Here is an 18023-nt window from a genome sequence, read left to right as displayed (position 1 = left end):
CTTCTAAACAGAGGTTAGCCTAGGTCATGCACCGAAAGTTTGAGAATCATAATCTTCCCCCAACATCGACGATCACCAAACGTGCGAATCAATATCGCAAATCCGGCATTTTTTCAAGAGTCGCTGGGATTTTTGCTTAAAAAATAACAAATATATCAAAAAAAATATTAAATTACCTTTGCGTAATGTATCGCATTTTTCAAAACAGTATTTGAGAAATTGCTTATTGCGCCCGGCTACCACAAGGAACGAAAAATATCGTCAGATATAGCGGCGATCACGAAACCGAAGATCCACGTAGATTCAAGACTATAGAGGACATACGAAAGCAGATAAGAGTTTATTCGAACGTCTTCTCCGCACTAAATTTCGTTTCGATAGATTGCAGGCGGTTCTCGTTCTCTGTCGCCGCCTTGAAGGCGGCGACAGAAGTGCTGGTAAGTATGGGCAGGTCTTTCGACTTACCACTTGTAGCGGAAGCCCACCGTTCCCTTGGCGCTATAGTTGTCGCCCGAGGCGAGGGCGTGGCCGTAGCTGGCCTCGGCATAGAGGCTGGACTTGTCGTTCCAGGCATAGGTCGCGCCCGTCCCGATTTCACCCCACAGGCGCTTGTCCTGCTGCTCGACGGTTGTCGCGCCGATCTTGGCTGAGGTGTCACCCATGAACTCGTAGCTCAGATTGGCGATGCCGTAGAACTGCAGGCGGCGGGTCTCGCCATCCTCGCCCTTCCAGCTGGCCAGGTTCTCGACCCGCACGCCCAGGCGTCCGAGCACGCTGTCACCATCGCCGATGCTTACCCGGTTGCCCAGCGTATCGGTGAAGGAGGAGAAGTCCACATGGGTCCAGGACAGTTGGGCCTGCGGCACCACGGACCAGCCCGATCCGACGTCGAAGCGCTTGCCGACCTCGAGGCTCAGCGCGCTCGCCCAGCCCTGGCTGCTGCCGTTCTTGTTGGACAGCGTGGTGTCATACCAGGTGAACTGGCCGATCGCGTCGGCATAGAGCCCATCATTGCCCAGCCAGGTCGCATTGACGCCCACGCCGTAGCCGTTGCTGGTGATCTTGCCCTTCTTGCGTGCCGCCTTGGTGATGGGATCGCGCGTGGTGTCGACCGTGACCCAGGAGCGGCCCACGGTGGCGTAGGCACCCAGCGTCACCTGGCCTTCCGTCGTCTCATAGGCCGTGCCTTCATAGCCGGCCTGCAGGAAGCCGATGCCCTGGGTGTAGGAACCGCCCTTCTTCGGATCGTAGGAGGCATAGAGCCCCGCAACACGTCCCCAGGCACCCTGCCCGTAGATCACCGGTCCGCCGGGGGCGTATTTCATGACCTGGTCCGAAGGCAGGTCAGCCGCGACCTGCGATCCGCCATTGGGCCAGATCCGGCCGCCGGTGCGCTGCTGCAGCGTGCCCAGCGTCGCCTGCGCAAAGTGCGAGAGAGCGCCGGCATAGACCACCGTGGTCTGTCCCTCGGCATTCAGTTCATTCGTCGAACGCAGGAACCAGTTGTTCTCCTTGTTCGCCACGCCGCCCATGTACAGGCCGTAGTCATAGGCGCCGGCCGCCACCGCATGGGCCAATTTGAACGCGTTCGCGTCCGAGGTGCCACCCACCTCAATCACCTCAATGCCGTCCACCGTCTGCGCGCCCGCGCCGCCGATATTGTTGATCGCCAGCGTCGTGGAGCCTGTGGCATTGCCGGAGATTACCACCTTGTCGGTCGGCGAGCCGTCGCCGCCCAGTTTCGTATCGAGTACGATAGTGCCGATACTGCCGGTATAGTTGCCGTTGATGGTAGTGATGTCGCCGGTGCCCCCGTCAGCCATGGTCAGCACACCGTCATTGTTGAAGGTGCCGACATTGTTGAAGACGGTATTGGCGACGGCATCGCCGTCCTTGGCGGCAATGATCGTGCCGGTGTTGTTGACTCCGTTGTTGGCGGTTCCCGCACCGAACTCATTGGTGGCGCCGGCCGTGTCCCAGGTCCCGGAATTGTTGAGCTTGTTGCCGGCGGCGCTGCTCAGATTCACGTTGCCGATGATCGTGCCGGTATTGGTGACCGTCGCGGGACCATTGGTGAAAATCGCCCCGTCGAGGGAGGAACCGGAGGTGTTTTGAACGGTGCCGGAATTGTTGATGACGATCGCCGTCCCGGTGGAAAGGGCATGGATACCGTGGATGCCCCCCTCGGTAAGACCGGTCGTGGTGATCGTCGTCGTCCCGGTGCCGTGCTGCTCGGTATAGATGCCGTCCCCGTTACCCTTCGAATTCACGGAATTGACCGTCAGGTCCGTGGTGGTGGCGCTGTTAACAACGTAGATGCCGCCTTCCCCGACGGCGCCGCCAAATGCCTGTCCGGTCGAGTTGACCGTCGACGAGCCCGTGCCGCTATTGAGCACGGCAACGCCGGCGAAACCAGTGCCGGTGGTATCGTGAACGTTAACGGTGACATCCGTGCCGGTGTTGTCGACACGCACGCCGTCGATACCGCCCGTCGCGGCACCCGTCGACGTTACGTTGACCGCTCCCTTACCGCTGTTGATGGCATAAATGCCTCGATCCCCACCGGTCGCATCCACGGCACTGACCGTCAGGTCCGTGGTGTTGGCCCCGATATTGTCGGCATAGATGCCTGTGACTCTACCATTCACCGTGCCAGTGGCGGTGATAGCCGTCACGCCGCTGCCGCGATTCAGCGCAGTGATGCCGTTGCCACCTTCGGCATCCACGGCCTTGATGTTGATGCCCGTCGTCAAGATACCGTTGTCGACATAGATTCCCGCCCACGCCGAACCCAGGCCGCCCGCGGCTTTTCCGGTCGAGGTTACGTCGGTCGTGCCAGTACCCCCGTTAAACACCGCAATGGCGGAGGAAGGACCACTCGTATCCTTGGCGTTCACCGTTACATCGGTGCCAGCACTGTCGACCCTGATGCCATCGATGCCGGCGCCGCTCACCGTGCCGGTCGCTGTAACGTTCACCGCTCCCGTGCCGTTGTGGACAGCATAAATGCCTCGAGCACCTCCAGCGGTTATATTATTGGTTGTGATGGTAAGGTCTGTCGTATTCGCATTCGTGTTAACCAAGATACCATTGCCAGCATTGGCCGTGATGTCGCCGACATCGACCTTCGTGTACCCCGCGCCGGGACTGGCGTCGACAACGAGGTTCACACCATCTCCACCGGCAGTGGTGATGGAGCCTACTGTGATATCGGTATTACCATTGCCGCTGGAGTAGCCAACGATACCGCCGCCGCCGCCAGCGGTGATCGTTCCGACATTGACGGTGAAGTCGTGGGTGTTCGGACCATTGTCGAAGGTGATGCCGGTGCCGATGCCGCCGTTGTCGGTGTCCGCGTTGATCGTGTTGGCGGTGACCGAAATATCGCCGGTGCCGGCGTTGCCATTCAAATTGATGCCGTTATCGCCAGCATTAACCTCATTGACATTGATCGTCAGACCCGCGGAATTGCCCCCCATGGTAGCGATGATGCCATCACCGCCCGCCGAGGTGATGACGCCGTTGGAGGTAATTTTCATGGAACCGGTGCCAGCATTGACAGCATCGATACCATAGCCGTTGCCCGTGACGTTATTGACGTCAATCGTCAGGCCGGTGCTTGTCCCGGAGGTTTGGGCAAGAATACCGCCGTTGACCGTTCCGGTAATCGAGCCTGTCGACGTCAAAACGAGGGCGCCACCGCCTTGCTCGGCGATGTCGATACCGCCAAGACCGGTGATATTCGCTCCTGTCGTGTCGATGAAACTCGTGCCACCGCTTCCCCGGATATAGAAAGCATCACCGAGAACCCCGCCATGGTCAGCATTGATCCCGAAGCCCGACTGGGTGGTGACCGCTACCGGTGCGGTACCATTTCCAAGAATCTGCCCGGTTTCGTTTTGGGTAGCGCTGGCCGGCCCCGTGCATACGAACGTCGCCGGGTCGCAGCTTCCCGCAAACGCCGCGCCGGGAGCAGCTACCATTCCACCGCAGGACAGCGCGGCGGCAATGGCGATGGTGGACGTTAAGGCTTTCGGATGAGCGAGGCTACGCTGCGCCACCCGAACCGGGCTACCTACCGTTAAAGTAGCTCCAAGAGGCGAAGAAGACTTCTTGTGCTTGCCGACGAGTCGAGGGGACATGGGGATTTCCATAATTGAACGTATTTTTGAACATATTTACTCCCCAGATTCCTCACAATTTCACAAAATGTCTCTCAATGTCACTTCCTGACACAAATTATCTCATTCGGAAGGATTACGCCCCCGGGTCCCCCGAGTATAAATACGAATTTTTCTGGACAGTGACCGAAAAGCCATACTATTGCGCGAAGATGAACCCTTGTCCACGAATGGCATGTAGAGGTAGCAGCATGTTGGACTTCTCAGCCCTTCGACGTAGGCGGCTTACGATGGTATCGAGGTGGGTATAGTTGAAGTCATAGACATCAGCGCCCATGGCTTCGACGAGTGCGCTCCTCTCGACAGTGCTGCCGCGCTCCCTGAACAGGCATCCCAGGAGGCGCTGCTCGGAGACGGTCAGGCGCAGGTGGTGACCCAGGCCGTCGGTGAGCGCCCACCCCCCTTCCACCAGGGCCCATTGCGGGACCTGAGGGGGGGCGGGCACCGTGCGATCCCTGTTGAGCCGATTGTGGACCGCCCCCACCGTCGCGGCCAGTTCCCGAACGTCGATGGGCTTGACGAGGTAGGCATCCACGCCCTTCTCAAGGCCGGCAACTCGGTCGTCGATAGCCCCCCGCGCCGTGGCCATGATGATGCCGATCCGTTGCGATGCTCGCAAATGTGCCGCTATGGACAGGCCGTCTTCATCGCCCAGGTTGAGGTCGAGGATCACGATCTCGGATGGCAGGACGGCATAGGCCCGGTACAGGCCCGCAGCGCTACCAAATCCATGTACGTTCAAGCCCAACCTGATTAGGCCCGACACCATTTCTTCGCGAAAATCCTCATCGACATCAACAAGATAAACGAGAGGAGCGATCGCGCCATCACCCCGTTTGGTCTCTTCTCTTGCGAGCATCAGCACCCCTCCATGTCGCACTTTCCCCGCATCCGATCCCATCTAATCGTTGCATTGTCTATCTTGTTTAGTTGTTTTGTGGTGCAAGCCTCATGGGGTCTTTCATTAAAGTCGACGGACGGCATCAAAGGCGCGGTTTCCCTGAGTGGCCATCTCGCCGTCCTCGAAGATCCGAGTGGCGCGCTCACCATCGAGGATATCGTTTCAGGACAGCCCAATATTCAGTTCGTTCCCGTTCCTTCGATGCTCACCCAGGGATATCGAAAAGGTGCGGTCTGGGTCCGGTTCTCCCTGTCCGCTCCGGAAGCTTCCAGTCAGTGGCTATTGCAGATCGAAAGGCCCTTGATCGAGCACGTCACCCTTTACGCCCCGGATGGAACCGGAAGCCTGGCAGCCGTACCCCCCAGCCGTTTTCATCTGGAGGCTGAAGAGGGGGCCGACGCCTATTCCGCCGTTTTCCGGATTTCCGTCCCCCCTGCTGCGACCGCTTATTACATTCGGCTGCAGTCATCGACCTCGATCACGACCTCATTGAATATTTGGCAGAAAACAGGATACGAAAATTACATTAAGGTTAATGATTGGATTATTGGAGTCGTAGTAGGCGCAATTCTCGCAATGATATTTGCGAACTTGTTGTATTATTTTTGGCTCAGAGAAAATCTATTTATAATTTATGCCGCACTTCTTCTAGTTTCAGGACTAATTAGCGTATACCATATGGGGTATTCGTCCGATGTATTGATTTTCCTGGAACCAGAGATAGTCCGCAGAAGCTGGGGCATCATCGTCTGCCTGTATAGTATATTTATGATGTTGTTTTTGGAAAGGCTGTTCGAATTTCGCGATCACTCGATCTTGGCATGGCGTATCTCTCAAGGCATCGCGCTCCTCAACGGCGTTGCCTTGATATTCGCGCTTGCTGGACACTATGGCGACGTTGGCTTTTTTGTTTCCCGTTTGCAGCAACTTTCTCTTACTTTCGTTGCTTTATTTGCAATATACCTTCTCGTATTTCGCCGGGAGTATCAATATTTATTGTCGGCAGTTGCATTCTTGAGTGTAATATGCCTGCTGTCGGTGATGCAGCTGCAGTACACCGGATCCAACCCGCTGCGGATTGACGGCTCCCTGGCCAGGTTATTGGCAGGGGGGACGTTGATTCACCTCGTGCTGCTAAGCGCCGCCGTCGCCAAACGAGCTCGGCTTGCCGAGCGTAGTCTGGGTAAGGAAAAGGATCGCGTCATTGCCCTGTCGCGGTTCGCCGAACAGGAATTGACGGCCAAGGTGCAGGAGAGAACCGCGGAACTTGCGGAAAGTAACGCATCGCTCAAGGAAGAGATGGAGCGGCGCCACCTGCTTGAAATGAAACTCAGGCAGTCACTTGCTTCCGTCAATGATGCCCTGGCTCAGCAACGGGACTTTGTTGCTCTGGTATCGCACGAATTTCGCAATCCTCTGGCGGTGATCTTGGCCGCCGCCAATAATCTGTCGTTCTCTGCCGCAGGGGACACCGACAATATCAGGATGCGTGCCGCTAAGATCCGGCAGGCCGTCGAGAGAATGTCGATGCTGATTGAAAACGTTCTGGCTGAAGAGCGGCTCGATACAGGGCAAGCATGGTCGTTCCCGATACTCGAGGTGTTCGATCTGAACGAAATTCTGGATACCGCCGAGGCAGGATTGGATGACACCGCGGCCACGCGTGTACGCTTTGTTCGGGGCGGCGAAGCGATGGTGAAAGGCGACCCCAATTTACTGGAAATTGCGGTGTTGAACCTCATTCAGAATGCCTTGAAGTATTCGGCTGAGAGTATGATCGTGACAGTACAGCTACTGTCGGACGAAGATACTGTATTCATCGACGTTATAGACGATGGTATTGGCGTTTCCGAAAACGATCGCGAACGCATATTCCAAAAATATTACCGCGCGGCTGGGCAACGAATAAATGGTTCCGGCTTGGGGCTTTACATTTCAAGGGAAATTGCTCGCCAGCATGGTGGGGACCTCATACTGGCTGCTGGCGACCTGAGCGGCTCCACATTCTGTCTCTCGCTGCCTCTCATGAAAGGAACCTCTTGATCGTGAGGCACCTGATCATTTCACATCGAAGCCTGAAAGTAAGCAAATCATCTCTGGATCTCCCCTTCGTTGGGATTCTGTTCGATTATGCATAAACACCAGAGATATTGTCCAAGCGTTTCATTTGCCGCTTCTGCGCCGTATTGAGCCAAGCCGCCATCGCGATAGTCAGGTCGATTGAGGTCTAACTGGACTATTCCAATCTGATCCACCAATCCCGTGATGGGGGCTGTCGACGACGGCACTGGATTGCAGGAGGAGAGGCTGGCGGTTTTCCGCCCTGGTGGCCGGCTCGAGGTCGCTCTCCTTGAACAAACGCATGAGAACGACGTCGCACTGATTTGTGGGGGCAGCAAGACTTGCGCCGACAGCGAGCTGGCAGGGCTGCGTCGCACGGTTCCGACCGGCGAGTTCCGCCCTTTCTTCCAACCGAAAGCGGCAACTTTCATCACTTATCGTTAAAAAAAGCTCCAAGTTCGCGACTGATCACAACAGGTATAGTTCCACCTTCGGCGGCGGGTAGCCGACTTTTGTCGTGGAATGGCGTCCTCCGCCGATACAAGGTGCAGTATTGGGCGATGCAGAGACAGGAAGCGACAGGAAGTGACAGGAATAACGCGGGAAAAGATCAATGCGGCCAGAACCTAATACCAGATTGGTATTGGGACACGGGCTATCATGTTCTAACGGGTAACTTTATATCGAAACTCAAGACGATAAGCTGGCCGTCACCAAAGATTCACTCGTGAAAAGGAGGTTCAGCATGGCCGATCACAGCATCAAGGGAAAAGTGGCATTGATTGCCGGAGGCGCCAAGAATCTGGGCGGGCTTCTGGCGCGCGATCTGGCGGCGCAGGGCGCCAAGGCGGTGGCTGTTCACTACAACAGCGCCGCCACCAAGGCGGCGGCCGATGAAACCGTTGCCGCCATCAACGCGGCCGGTGCCAAGGGCGTCGCCTTCCAGGGCGACCTCACCTCGGCCGGCGCGGTCGAGAAGCTGTTTGCCGACACGATCGCGGCCGTCGGCCGTCCCGACATTGCCGTCAACACCGTGGGCAAGGTGCTCAAGAAGCCCTTCGTCGAGATCTCCGAGGCCGAGTATGACGAGATGACCGCGGTCAACTCGAAGACCGCCTTCTTCTTCCTCAAGGAAGCCGGCAAGCACCTCAACGACAACGGCAAGATCTGCACGCTCGTCACCTCGCTGCTCGGCGCCTTCACGCCGTTCTATGCCGCCTATGCTGGCACCAAGGCGCCGGTGGAGCATTTCACGAGAGCCGCTTCCAAGGAGTTCGGCGAGCGCGGCATCTCGGTGACCGCCATCGGTCCCGGTCCGATGGACACGTCCTTCTTCTATCCGGCCGAGGGCGCGGATGCCGTCGCCTATCACAAGAGCGCCGGCGCCCTGTCGAAATTCTCCAAGACCGGCCTCACCGACATCGAGGACATCGTGCCCTATATCCGCTTCCTCGTCTCCGACGGCTGGTGGATGACCGGGCAGACCATCCTCGTCAATGGCGGCTACACCACCAAGTAAAGCAAATCCAGCGGCGGGTCAGTGGCCCGCCGCTGCCGGGTTCGATGCCCTCAGCAGCACCAAGGCCATGCTGATCGGCAATCCCGATGTGCTTCTCGATGTCTTTCCGCCCATGCGAGCAAGGATATCGCGAAGGCGCTGAGCGTATTTTCGTGATGGTGGCGATGAGCCCTTCCGCCGGTGAAAAATTACATCCTCTGCTACGCCAGCGCGACGGCCAGCATGCGCGCGTGACCGCGGTGGAATTGTTCTTCGACCTCGTCTACGCCTTCGCGGTGACCCAGCTTAGCCACAAGCTGCTGGGGCATCTCGATGCGCAGGGGGTCGCCGAGACCCTGATTTTGTGGTTCGCCGTCTGGCTTGGGTGGCAATATACCTGCTGGGTGACGAACTGGTTCGACCCGGAGAGGCCAGCCATCCGCTCGCTGATCTTCGCGGTGACCTTGCTCGGCCTCGTCATGGCCGCCGCCCTTCCCGGAGCCTTCGGCGAACGTGCCTCTCTGTTTGCCGTTGCCTATGTGGCCATCCAGGTCGGCCGCACCACCTACATCGTCTCGCGGCTGCCGGCGGATCATCCCCTGGCGCCCAATTATCGGCGCATGCTGTGCTGGTTGGCGATCGCGGCCGTCTTCTGGATCGCCGGTGCCTTCGTCTTCCCGCAATGGCGCATGACGCTGTGGCTCATCGCGATCGCCTGCGAATATCTTGCGCCGATGTTCGGCTTCCCGCTGCCCGGCCTGGGGCGTTCCTCCACGCGAGACTGGACCATCGAAGGCGGCCACTTGGCGGAGCGCTGCCAGGCCTTCGTCATCGTGGCGCTCGGCGAGGCACTGGTCTCGACCGGGGCTACCCTGTCCGACGCCCAGGACTGGGACGGGACAGTGCTACTGGCCCTGCTCGCCGCCTTTCTCACCACTGTCGCGATGTGGTGGCTGTATTTTGGCACCTCAAGCGAGGATGCCACCAGCACCATCGAGCGATCCGACGATCCCGGCCGGATCGGTGCCTATTTCCACTACATCCACGCCATCCTGATCGCGGGAATCATCGTCGGCGCGGTCGGCAACGATCTGGTGCTTGCCCACCCCCGCGAAGCGCCACCCTGGGCCCATGCGATCGCCTTGATCGCCGGACCGGTCATCTATCTGTTCGGCAGCGCGATCTACAAGAAGGTGGTCTACGGCCGTGTTCCCCGCTCGCATCTGATCGGCGCCATCCTGTTGCTGGCCGTGATTGGTCTCGTACCGGTGGCGGACACGCTGTCTATGGCCTGGATGGCCTGCGTCACCTTGCTGGCGCTCGGATTTTGGGAAGGTCGATTGATGCTCAAGCGACGCAACCAACGACGTCGCGAGACAGCATAGAAAATCTTGGTCTCTTGAGTGTCTTCGATACTTAATGATCGTTGCACAAAAAAGTAGACTGTACGTGAATCAGCTCGAAACGCCATTTCTTTCCTAGTAAATGCCCTCAACGCCAGCAAACGAGAATGTCGCGGATTGGGAAGCGCCATCGAAGTCGCTGAGCAAGGCCAGCGGAAGCGGACGACTGCGTTGGCTGCGCGGGACGGCAAGCGTAAGTCGGTTAAGGCCTTCGGCCCTTGCGGATGCGGTAAACCGCATCGCGGTTCGGATGCAGCAGGAAAAATAAGTATAAAAATCAATATTTCTAGCAAAAACCTCCAACAGTATGAATAATTTCCATAATATTATTTAAATATATATTTGATTGTATAACTTTAAATATTACATAGAGAAATTTGATAATTTTTACATGATTTTCTTAATTAATATTAGAATTATTTCTTCACTTTCTTTAATCATGATAAAAATCATAAATCTATCTATTTTAAAGAATATCTTATTTTTTATGTGAAAATGAAAAATCTGAAATTATGTGACATATACTGACATTATCTGTCATTGCAAACCGGCAAAAATATATTCAAAAAGATAGCAGCGTCGGACGCTCCGCACAATTTGGAAACGTGCGTAAGATATGCCCCTCACTTCTCGAAACAACATAAATACCCATAGCAGAAGTGCAAGATCTCTAATTGAGTTTGGCAGATTCACAATGTGTGTATCCCCATCTTACAAAAATACATGAATATTTCATCGCCAAACTGCCAATCAACCATCCTGGCAGACGCCCGAACCATACGGACACATTCAGACTTCGGGGTAGCGAGAACTGTTTTTGCCCGCCGCTATGTATCTTTCCTCGAGGCGAACCTGCCCCTGGTTCACATGGCGACGGATGAGATCCGTTTCATGGTCGGAGCTCACGTGCTGAGCCGCCATTTTGCCGCGTCGCCGAACGATCTGTCGGCGGGCATAACGGTCGCGGATATCCAGACCTTTTGCAGCGCGCACGGCTTGGCCGGACGCAACCGCATCAGTGCCTTGCTGATGACGATGTGTAAAGCTGGTTATCTGCGCCAAATCAAGGATGTGTGCGACAAGCGCATCAAACACTTGGAGGTGACGCGCGCTGGTATCACGATCTGCAAGCAGATAATTTCGCCCTATCTGCAGGCGCTCACGCAATTGCAGGAGCCCCTGGGTGCCACTCGCCACATCGACATCGACGATGCCTTTCTTGTTAAGCTTGCTCGTTATTGTAACAATTATTTCGAGTTCCACGGCACGCTGGTCGATCTCGTGCCGGAGATTCGTCCGTTTATGGCGCGCGATGCCGGCTTCGAGATCCTGCTCAAATTAGTCTCAAAGGAAATGAAAGGGGGGATTCCGAAGGATCGCACCGTTCATTTCCATTATGGCGCCGTCGCCGATTGCTTCGGCGTCTCACGGGTTCACGTGTATCGCGTGATCGAGAATGCCGCCAAAGCAGGGTATGTAACGCTGCATGGTTCGGGGGGGCGCGCGATCGAGATTCATGCAAGCTTGTTCGAACTCACCGATAACTTCATCGCCCTGCAGATGGCATTGTTACGCCAGGGCATGATCGATGCCGGCAGCAAGGCCTAACGCCCGCGAGACATGGGAGCGCGTGGAAACACAGCTGGACATCTCCAAAAAACAAACTACTGGGCAAATCGAAAAATAGTCGATTCACCAGGCGGAGTTGGCGGTATTGCCGCATGTGTTTGTGAGAGTATTCCCCAGACGCGAATTGTCTAATTCAGTGCTACAATCGACATCGCGTCGCTGAGTTTCTGAATTTTTCTCAAGCAGATCGACGCCAACATGCCGCTCAACCTTGATGTCCACATTGTCACGGACAACTACCGCGACGCATAAACCGCGTTGACCAGGGCCTGGTTGGCACGCGGGCTACGCTATCATACCCACTTCGCGCCGACATTCGCGGCTTCAACATCCGCCGACGAAATTCCCTCCCCTGTCGAGCGCCTCTGCCAGAAGGTCGACGGGACCTTATGCGGCGAGCTTTGGATTCAGATGACTCGAACCGCAGAAGCGCGACGCAAATGATTACTATCGTGAAAACAATACTTCGAACAATTCCGAATATACCGTATAATTTCTGTAATTTTAGAAAATATCTGGAGTCATGATACCGTGTAAAGTAAATTACTCTCTTTCTAGATTTTTCCTGCAAGGTATTATTATGAGAATCACGACAATAACCTGGATCGTTCTGTTCAGCCTCCTGCCAGGCGGCCTAGGCGGTTGCGCGAACACCGGCCATCCCGCATCCGCGGGCGCGTCGCACTTTTCGGGTGAACGCTATCCGGTGCGTCTCATCAACCGCGCCCGCTTTCCAGCCGATTTCGTCGTCGCAGATGTGAACTACCCTTCCGGCGAAGCTCGCGGTACCATCATTGTCGATACCGGGGCCAGCAAGCTCTTTCTGATCGAAGGCGATGGCAAGGCGCGACGCTATGCCATCGCTGTTGGCAAGGCGGGCTATGCCTGGAAGGGCGCGGCCGATCTTCAGCGCAAAACTGAGTGGCCATCCTGGTATCCCACCGACGAAATGCTCGCTCAGGCACCCGGGATGCCCGACACCATTCCGCCAGGCCCCGACAATCCGCTCGGCGCTCGAGCCATGTATCTCTATGTCAATGGCAAGGATACGCTCTACCGCATCCACGGCACCAGCGAGCCCTGGACCATCGGCACCAAGGCCTCCTCCGGCTGCATTCGCATGTTCAATGAGGACGTCATCGATCTCTACGCCCGTACCCGTATCGGCGCCAAGGTGATCGTGGAATAGAGCAAAGGCGGCTCTGGCTCAAATACTGTTCAGCCCAACTCGCCGAAAGCAGGGGCGTTTTCCAATACCTCGCCGGACTTGACCCACACATAAACGACCCCAGTGAGCAACTATGTCTGTGTCGCGGATCGATGGCGCCACAAATGTTGCCTCGCCTTGGTCGACACCTCTGCCAGGGAACACGGGAAAAACTGCGCCAGGATGCGCATATGGATCGATGCGGATGAGGCGCGCGTGAAGCAATTCACGCGCGCCTCTGAACTTATCCTTTCCGAGGCAGGTAGAAGGCCTGCCTACCAGTTATAGCGTATGCCAAGCGTGCCCTTGACAGTATAGTTGTCGCCGGCGCCCGAGGAGAGTGCGGCGGCGTAGTCGGCCTCACCATAAGCGCTCCAGGCATCGTTCCACGCATAGGTGCCGCCCAGCCCGACCTCGCCCCACAATCTCTTGTTCTGCTGCTGCACCGAGACATTGGCTACGTCGATCTTGGTGCCCTTCACAAACTGATAGGAGAGGTTGCCGATACCATAAACCTGCAGGCGGTCGGTCTTGTTGTTGGCGTTCTGCCAGCTCGACAGGTTCTCGATCCTGACGCCGATACGACCCTGCAGCGAATTGCCCTCGCCCAATTTTTGCCTAGCACCGTTGACATCGGTGAATTGGTCGAAATTCACGCGCGAGTAGGCAAGCTGCGCCTGCGGCACCAGCGCCCAGCCGGAACCGAGATCCATGCGCTTGCCGACCTCGACGCTGGCGGCACCAGACCATCCCTGGTTATTTCCACCGCGCTTGTTGGACAGGCTCGAATCGTACCAGGTGAACTGGGCGATGGTATCGGCATAGAAGCCATTATTGCCGAGCCAGGTCAGATTGGCGCCGATGCCGTAGCCCGTCGTCGTGATCTTGCCCTTGGGTCGCACCACGCCCGTTGCGGGATCGCGGGTGATGTCGATATCGGCACGCGAGGTGCCGATGGTGCCATAGGCACCCAGCGTCATCGTTCCCGTGGCGGTCTCGTAAACGGTGCCCTCATACCCGGCTTGCATGAAGCCAAGGCTTTGCGTGTAGGATGAGCCGATCTTCGGATCAAAAGACGAATACTGCCCGCCGATACGCCCCCAGGCGCCCTGGCCATAGATCACCGGCCCGCCATTGGCATAAACGCTGGCCTGCTCGCCGTTGACTTTGCATTTGAAGTTCTGGGCCGGGTCCTTGCACCAGATTGTCTCCGGAGGAGCGCCGTTCGGCCAGACCCGGTTTCCGGTACGCTGCTGCAGCGTACCCAGTGTTGCGAAGCTGTAATCGCTCAGGATCTGCGCATAGGGCAAAACGGTCTGCGTCGACTCGTTCAGGCCGACATTGCGCAGGAACCAGTTCTGATCCGTCTCGACATTGGGGGCGATGCCACCTCTGAACAGATTGTAATCATAGGCGCCCGCGGCAACGGCTCTGGTGAGATGAAAGGCATCGGTACTCGTCGTTCCGTTATTTTCCACGCGCACGACTTCGATGCCGTCCTGGATGGTCGCCGCGCCGGGGCCGCCATTGTTGACGATGGTCAGGGCCGTCGAGCCTGTCGCCGTGCCGCCGTCGATCACGATCTGGTCTGACGGCGAGCCATCGCTGCCCAGATAGGTATTCAGGACGACCGTGCCGATTGCGCCCCCTGTACCTCCGACGAAATTCGAAGTCGTCAACGTCTTGTAGGCGCCGCCCGAAGGCGGTGTGAAGACGATCAACCCAGTATTGTTGGTGGTGCTGGTCGCGGTGCTGTTGACCGTGGAACTCGCCGTCATGTTCCAGGTGCTGTTGGCATCGACAGTCATGTTGTCGGCATTGATGGCAACACCGGTCAGTTCGCTGGACTTCAGCATTGCGTTGGCCCTGGCGCCCACGTCTCCCACGACGTTGCCGGTCAGCGCCATGTTGGTAAAGATACCACTGGTGGTACCGCCCAGGGCGTGCACCACGATACCGCTGCCCGTCGTAGGGGCGACGCCCGTCAGATCGGCGACGACGTTTCCTGCGGTGCCGCTGATCAGATCACCCGTGGCGCTCAGGGAGCCACCGGTCATCGTCACCCTGCCATCGCCGGTGCCCAGAATGCCCGACGAGTTGTTCCCCCCTGCCGTCACAGCCGTATTGGTCGTCGTTATCTGGCCATTTCCGGCGACGGAAAGGCCAGCGGCTGCATCCGTGGTGACGGTGGAAGAAACAATCTTGACGATGCCTCCGTTATTCCCCGCTCCTCCCGCGTCGGCCAGGGCACCGAACGCCCCCGCGCCGTGGGTCGCGATCGTGGCATTCGTGGCGTCGATTTCGCCCAGCTCTCCCGCGTGCAGGCCTGAGGCGACCGCGCCGGAGGTGTCTACAACCGTACCCCCGGTAAGAGTGACCTTGCCATTGTGCGCTGCCCAGACGCCATCGGCAGCCCTGTCGGTCTGGTCACCTTTAGTGGTGATCGTGCCGCCGGTGATCGTGGCAATACCCGATTGGTCGGCCGCGACACCGATGGCACCGTCACCATTTGTGGTGATGCGGGTATCATCGATTTCCAACCTGCTTCCGGCCCCGATTACATTTGCGCCATTGGCGTCCTTGCCGATATCAGCCTGTGTATACTGACCGTTTGCGTACTGAAAGCCGTCCGCTAGGCCGGTGGTGATTTCGCTGTTTGGGCCGCCTATCATTTTGATATAGCCGCCGCCAATGACGCTGAGACCGGCGCTGGAGGGGCCCGTCGTGCGGACGATCGCATTGGTCAGGGTAACCTGGCTGGCCGTTCCATTGCCATCGGTTCCGTCCGCCACCGCGCCAGCCGATGCAATTCCATAGGTAAAAATGCCAAAGCCTTGGAAGGCGATTGCGCCCCCATCTTGGGCGATCGCCCCCGCACTGTTCGTACCATAGGTGGACACGCTACTTTGGTCGTTGACCTGAATCGTGCTACCGGGGCCTTGAGCGATGAGTCCAGCCGAATTATCGATGAGTTTGTATTCACTGCCGGTTGTGACCCTGCTGTCCCCGTTGAGAGTGCCCACCCCTCCATTAGAAACGATCATCCCCGCGCTGTTGTTACCTGCAGTATTTATCTGGCTGGTATTCAGGACCACGCTGCTGCCGACGTCCGAAACTGTGATAGCCGCCGTATTGTCCGCATCGACAAAAGCGAGCATGGTGTTGACGGTGATCGAGCCTTTGGAATCGGCGACAAGCGCTGAACTGCCTGCACCGAGAGTCATAATAGTGTCGCCCCGATCCGGCATGCCCGTCATCTCAACGGTTCCACCGCTGGTCGCATAAACGCCATAGGCGTTGGCATTGGTTGTGAGCACCACAGTGACCCCGGTATCGGGTGGCAGCTGAACGCCGTCGGAGTTCATTTTCACACTGCTGCCGGGCCCGGTCGCATAAATACCGTGGCCGCCAGCACCACCTGTAAGAACCCTGGCGCCATTTACGGCGATCTGACCGCCACTGTCGGCATAGAGGCCATGGCTGCCTGCGCCCACTGTAACAACTCGGGCGTAATTGCCATCGTCATGGTATATTCCATCGGATTCCGGCCTACCATTCAGGAGAATTGTTCCTCCGTCGGTTGCATGCGCGCCGGAGCCGGGGCCGGTCGCCTCCAGATTGACCTGGATGCCGGTGTATTGGCTCCCTGCGCCGGAGACGTTGACGACATCCGTGGTGCCGCTCGACCGGTCGAACGTACCGGTTGCATTCGAATCGACGCAGCTGTTGCCGGAGGAGATGTTGAGCGGCCCTGCCGCAGGGGCGCATTGCGCCTGGGCCTGGGACGGCATTGCGGTTGCCGCCAACACTGTCGCGAACAACACGCTCTCTATGGATAGCGCTCGGGGACTACATCCTTGAAGCAAGTGGCGAAGCACCGATGTGCGTCCCACCATCCGCGCCGATCCGCTCCCCCGTGCCCTGCTTGTCATGATTGCACTTGCCCCTTGGGTTTCCTGAACGTTAGACAGAAAACAACACTCAAATAATCGCTTACGCGGCTATCATTGGTAGCATCATGCCTAACTATAATGCGCCATTTGTGAAATGAATTTCCCTATTGTTTGTATTTTTTTCGAAAACGATGCAATCATGCAACAATTTCTTTATGCAAAAGCGAATTTAAGCGTCATTTAGTGACAGGATGTGTCATCCTAAGATTGCCTAATACGTGAATCACTGGAACTTGAACGATAATTCTTATCCTAGCGGCCATTTTCGAACGAAAATTCCCGAATTAAATATATTATCTAATTAATTTTAGAATTAACTTAAAAATATTGATATAGAAAATAATATTTTCTAATTCTAGATACAATAACATCAATATATATATTGCTCAACTAAAATTAAAACAAATCATTGCAGAAATGACGTACCAGTTAAGCTTCGCATCAGGAGCGGCTAATCATATCGAGGACAATATTCTACCCAAGCCGCCTCCATTGATCCTGGCTGCACTCGATGAGCCGACATCGAGGAAGGGGAACCGGCCTCCTCGTTTGGGTGAACTGAACTGCGACAGGGTCCCAGGCATCAGGTGCCTGCTTCGACACGGCGGAATAGGCAGGATACCTTTCGGAATCCCGACAGCGTTGCCCGCTTGATCTCCCTCTGCACGAGCCGGAACGCGTAGCCCTGAATTTCAGCCCATCCATTGGATGGGAGAGCAGGCGACGACCGGCCTGTCCAGCGCCGCAGCGGCGCCGGTCTGAGCGGAATATTGGCCATCGCGCCCCTCTCGCAAAGGGACCACCTGATGCGACCCGCGTGGATTTCTTCGTGAGATCGCCCCGGGACCGACCGAGACAATGATCTCGATTCCCCTTTTTCCGTCGCGCCCTGCCGGTGGACGCAGACGGATATGCTGCCGATCATCCGGATACCATCGTCATAGGTAGCGGCAACGGCACCCATGATCCGATCTCAAACACCCGCCTTCCGCCTCGTACGAAGCGTTGTAGCAGGTCGAGCGCGAAGAAGACCCGTGGGATGTCACGACACCGAAGAATATGACCCAACCCGAGAGAACATCACCGACCCAGAGGAGCGATTGCACGCCTTGGCGCAAACGCATCACGGCCGAGCAGATGGCTGGGGTTTCTTTCGTGTCTGATCCGTTTAGGAGCTCGCTACCTAATTT

9 protein-coding genes and 1 pseudogene are annotated in these 18023 nt (G+C 56.9%); 6 read left to right on the top strand and 4 right to left on the bottom strand.

Annotation, left to right across the window (positions count from 1 at the left end; translation table 11 throughout):
• Positions 1–461 precede the first annotated feature (461 nt).
• Both ACR9ZN_RS00865 and ACR9ZN_RS00860 read right to left on the bottom strand, forming a co-directional pair.
• Positions 462–4142 carry an autotransporter outer membrane beta-barrel domain-containing protein gene (locus tag ACR9ZN_RS00865; protein WP_481271052.1) on the bottom strand — a complete coding sequence of 1227 codons (3681 nt, stop codon included), beginning with the start codon at positions 4140–4142 and terminating at the stop codon, positions 462–464.
• A 178-nt stretch (positions 4143–4320) separates the two neighbouring features.
• Complete coding sequence (locus ACR9ZN_RS00860) at positions 4321–5040, bottom strand: response regulator transcription factor (protein ID WP_481271051.1); 720 nt, start codon at positions 5038–5040, stop codon at positions 4321–4323.
• Between the two features lie 12 nt (positions 5041–5052).
• On the opposite strand from ACR9ZN_RS00860, the gene ACR9ZN_RS00855 reads away from it, so the two are divergent.
• From ACR9ZN_RS00855 to ACR9ZN_RS00835, 5 genes are all read left to right on the top strand, one after another.
• The gene (locus ACR9ZN_RS00855; RefSeq protein WP_454818615.1) at positions 5053–7125 is read left to right on the top strand and encodes a sensor histidine kinase; all 2073 of its coding nucleotides are present in this window, start codon (positions 5053–5055) and stop codon (positions 7123–7125) included.
• 763 nt (positions 7126–7888) lie between these two features.
• Positions 7889–8662 carry an SDR family oxidoreductase gene (locus ACR9ZN_RS00850; RefSeq protein ID WP_454811859.1) on the top strand — a complete coding sequence of 258 codons (774 nt, stop codon included), beginning with the start codon at positions 7889–7891 and terminating at the stop codon, positions 8660–8662.
• Between the two features lie 164 nt (positions 8663–8826).
• Complete coding sequence (locus ACR9ZN_RS00845; protein ID WP_481271050.1) at positions 8827–10026, top strand: low temperature requirement protein A; 1200 nt, start codon at positions 8827–8829, stop codon at positions 10024–10026.
• Between the two features lie 741 nt (positions 10027–10767).
• Positions 10768–11652, top strand: coding sequence for a hypothetical protein (locus ACR9ZN_RS00840; protein WP_481271048.1), 885 nt, complete (start codon positions 10768–10770; stop codon positions 11650–11652).
• 601 nt (positions 11653–12253) lie between these two features.
• Positions 12254–12862, top strand: a complete 609-nt coding sequence (locus ACR9ZN_RS00835) for a L,D-transpeptidase (RefSeq protein WP_454818621.1) — start codon at positions 12254–12256, stop codon at positions 12860–12862.
• 293 nt (positions 12863–13155) lie between these two features.
• On the opposite strand, the gene ACR9ZN_RS00830 is transcribed toward ACR9ZN_RS00835, so the two are convergent.
• Both ACR9ZN_RS00830 and ACR9ZN_RS00825 read right to left on the bottom strand, forming a co-directional pair.
• Positions 13156–16701 carry an autotransporter outer membrane beta-barrel domain-containing protein gene (locus tag ACR9ZN_RS00830; protein WP_481271047.1) on the bottom strand — a complete coding sequence of 1182 codons (3546 nt, stop codon included), beginning with the start codon at positions 16699–16701 and terminating at the stop codon, positions 13156–13158.
• Between the two features lie 933 nt (positions 16702–17634).
• Positions 17635–17855 (bottom strand): annotated as a pseudogene (locus ACR9ZN_RS00825) (IS5/IS1182 family transposase); the annotation flags it as partial.
• 12 nt (positions 17856–17867) lie between these two features.
• Here ACR9ZN_RS00825 and ACR9ZN_RS00820 point away from each other — a divergent pair.
• The gene (locus tag ACR9ZN_RS00820; protein ID WP_454818625.1) at positions 17868–17996 is read left to right on the top strand and encodes a ribonuclease E inhibitor RraB; all 129 of its coding nucleotides are present in this window, start codon (positions 17868–17870) and stop codon (positions 17994–17996) included.
• Positions 17997–18023: the final 27 nt, after the last annotated feature.

The sequence above is a fragment of the Labrys sp. HAY1-8F genome, assembly GCF_056754975.1.
This window is presented reverse-complemented; position numbering and strand designations above follow the sequence as displayed.

Coding starts and splice junctions, on each gene's coding strand:
- ACR9ZN_RS00850 (WP_454811859.1), top strand. CDS start 7,889: ATGGCCGATCACAGCATCAAGGGAAAAGTGGCATTGATTGCCGGAGGC.
- ACR9ZN_RS00855 (WP_454818615.1), top strand. CDS start 5,053: ATGTCGCACTTTCCCCGCATCCGATCCCATCTAATCGTTGCATTGTCT.
- ACR9ZN_RS00860 (WP_481271051.1), bottom strand. CDS start 5,040: ATGCTCGCAAGAGAAGAGACCAAACGGGGTGATGGCGCGATCGCTCCT.
- ACR9ZN_RS00865 (WP_481271052.1), bottom strand. CDS start 4,142: ATGTCCCCTCGACTCGTCGGCAAGCACAAGAAGTCTTCTTCGCCTCTT.
- ACR9ZN_RS00845 (WP_481271050.1), top strand. CDS start 8,827: ATGAGCCCTTCCGCCGGTGAAAAATTACATCCTCTGCTACGCCAGCGC.
- ACR9ZN_RS00835 (WP_454818621.1), top strand. CDS start 12,254: ATGAGAATCACGACAATAACCTGGATCGTTCTGTTCAGCCTCCTGCCA.
- ACR9ZN_RS00840 (WP_481271048.1), top strand. CDS start 10,768: ATGAATATTTCATCGCCAAACTGCCAATCAACCATCCTGGCAGACGCC.